This is a genomic window from Paenisporosarcina sp. P5_A11, assembly GCF_056400705.1.
The window spans coordinates 1-2734 of sequence record NZ_JBFUKT010000282.1 but is presented as its reverse complement, the minus strand read 5'-3'; the positions used below and the strand labels follow the sequence as shown (position 1 = coordinate 2734).

Annotated in this window: 1 protein-coding gene; it reads left to right on the top strand. The window is 34.4% G+C overall.

The window, feature by feature from the left end; all coding sequences use genetic code 11:
* Positions 1–1017: 1017 nt before the first annotated feature.
* The gene (gene rlmN, locus AC1DOS_RS19325; RefSeq protein WP_477538809.1) at positions 1018–2088 is read left to right on the top strand and encodes a dual-specificity RNA methyltransferase RlmN; all 1071 of its coding nucleotides are present in this window, start codon (positions 1018–1020) and stop codon (positions 2086–2088) included.
* Positions 2089–2734 lie beyond the last annotated feature (646 nt).

The window sequence follows — 2734 nt, the reverse complement described above, 5'->3', positions numbered from 1 at the left end:
GTACTAATACTTTGCAAAGCATAGTCTGAGAAGCCTTAGAATCCTTGTTAATGAAGGTTTTAGGGCTTTTTCTTTTTATTTGGTAATACAAGTTAAAGCATTGAAAACAGGTTATTGGGGCTAAATTGGGGCTAATGAAAAAAATGTCGGCGTATGTACAGGAATGTGTAAGTGGGATTAGGATAAAGAAAAAGGCACCTCGTAAGAGACGCTCAAAGTTTTTTAGACAGTAGTGAGAATACAATTTTCTAATTAACAATATTTGAAAATCTATTAATAAGAAAGCGTGTGAGCCAATTGGTTCACACGCTTTTTTTATGGAATCCTTACACAAGAAATTCTATCCATTTAAAGAAATCATTTTTTATAAATAAATGAAATGAAAGGATTAAACGTTTGAAATGCGGGTATAAATTAATAGGATTAATTATTTAGTAACTATCACTAAACTTTCTTTGATAAGTAAACAAGGAGAATTTAGTGGAGGAGATTAAATGAGAAAAGTCCAAGGAGTTAAAAGATTAATTGCTTATTTTGATTCAGTCAATTACCCGATGACTGACTCTGATGTAATGAATCTAATGTCTCAAAAACAAATACCGCATACCAGTCCATTAAACACCATACTAATTTTTGATCTAAATCATATTGACTGGTGAATAAAAGAACAAAAGAAAGCGAAATAAAGCCAAAACCCTACTTWWAAGTAGGGTTTTGGCTTTTATATAAAAGCTATGTTAAAGAAAGCCGTTGATATTGAAGATTGAATGTTCTGTAAACTATTCTAGTTTTACAACAGCTTAATAAAAGTAATTACTGTTACTTAAGGAATAAACAATTCAATTGGGTTCATAATGAAGGTAAATGCTTTACTGTTGCAGTGTGATTAAAGTTATTTATGTGAAATATGCGTATTATTAACAGTGAAATACGACTTTGAAAATTCAATCAGTTGTTATGTGTGCGGGTTTCTAGTAGAATGAGTACTGATTTTGTTTTATGAAAAGAGGATATCAAATGAAAACATCTATTTTTGGATTAACATTAGAACAGCTAACTACATGGCTTCTAGATAATGGACAAAAAAAATACCGTGCAGAACAAATTTGGGATTGGTTATATATAAAGCGTATTACTGATTTTGCACAAATGGCAAACGTCAGTAAAGAATGTGTTCAATTATTAGAAGATAACTTTGTTCTATATACCCTAGAGCAAAGTGTTAAACAAGAATCAGCAGACGGAACGATTAAATTCTTGTTTAAAATGCAAGATGGGAATTTAATTGAAACAGTATTAATGAGATTCAAATACGGCTTATCAGTCTGCGTGACAACTCAAGTCGGCTGTAATATTGGCTGTAGTTTTTGTGCAAGTGGATTATTGAAAAAGAGTCGCGATTTATCTTCAGGAGAAATCGTGGAACAGATTATGAAAGTTCAACAACATCTTGATGAAGTGAAAAAAGAAGAACGTGTGAGCCACATTGTTGTAATGGGAATTGGTGAACCATTCGATAACTACACGAACTTAATGAGCTTCCTCAACGTTGTAAACTCTCAAAAAGGACTTGCAATTGGAGCACGTCATATTACGGTTTCGACAAGTGGGATTGTGCCTAAAATTTACGATTACGCTGATGAAGGTCTTCAAGTGAATTTAGCTATTTCTATTCACGCCCCAACAAACGAATTACGTACGCGCATAATGAAAATCAATAAAGCCTATCCAATTGAAAAACTGATGGACGCTATTGATTATTACCTAGATAAAACAAACCGACGAATTACGTTTGAATATATCCTACTGCGCGATGTGAACGATCACGTAGAAGAAGCGGTGAAGTTAGCGAAGCTGCTTGAAAATAAACGTCACCTTTCATACGTCAACTTAATTCCTTATAACCCAGTTGATGAGCATGGTCAATACCAACAAAGTACTCCTGAAGCAATCAGTGCGTTTTACGATGCACTAAAGAAAAAGGGTATCAACTGTGGTGTACGCCATGAACAAGGTGCAGACATTGACGCAGCATGTGGTCAATTAAGAAGTAAGCAAATTAAAAAGGCTGATAAAGCAACCGTATAATTTACCCTTAATATAACRAAAAACGTTTCTCATAACGAGAAGCGTTTTTTGTTTTAATATTCCGGGTAAAGAATTTATTTGACTATTATAAGCAGGCCAACCCCTAGATGCGGAATCACTCCACAATTTGTTATGGGGAGATGTTTCCAGTGAGCTTGGGGAAGCGCAATGCTGTAGCTCTACCAAATGAGTAAGTAAGAGGGGGATGTGACTTTATTTGTCACATCCCCCTCTTACTACTACGGGTAATATATTTAAATATATATTCTCTTGAGTGGAAGTTAAATCCTTTATTTACATAGATTCATTTTAAATATTTGATGAGCCGACGTAGTCCCAAAATAGCGGAAATGTAATTTTGTACAACCTGGGACAGCAAAACGTCAACCTGGACCTGATTTCTCAACAGTCCCATCGTTTCATATTGGAAAATCAGCATGTGACTGTCCTTGATTGTTCTATAGAAAGGATGCAGCAGAGGAAACGTCCGAAGCTCAGTAGAAACCTTCTTGCATCAATTGTCACACAGACTCATATTCCTTAATGAGAGGTCTGAAATAAAATAAGCAGAAAGAGACCAAAATATCATCTTATTATTTACATAAAAGCAGGAACGATTCTCTAGTAAACCAAACAATCCTAACTG

What these genes read in the sequence shown, in the direction of transcription:
- rlmN (WP_477538809.1), top strand. Translation starts at nt 1,018, where the DNA reads ATGAAAACATCTATTTTTGGATTAACATTAGAACAGCTAACTACATGG.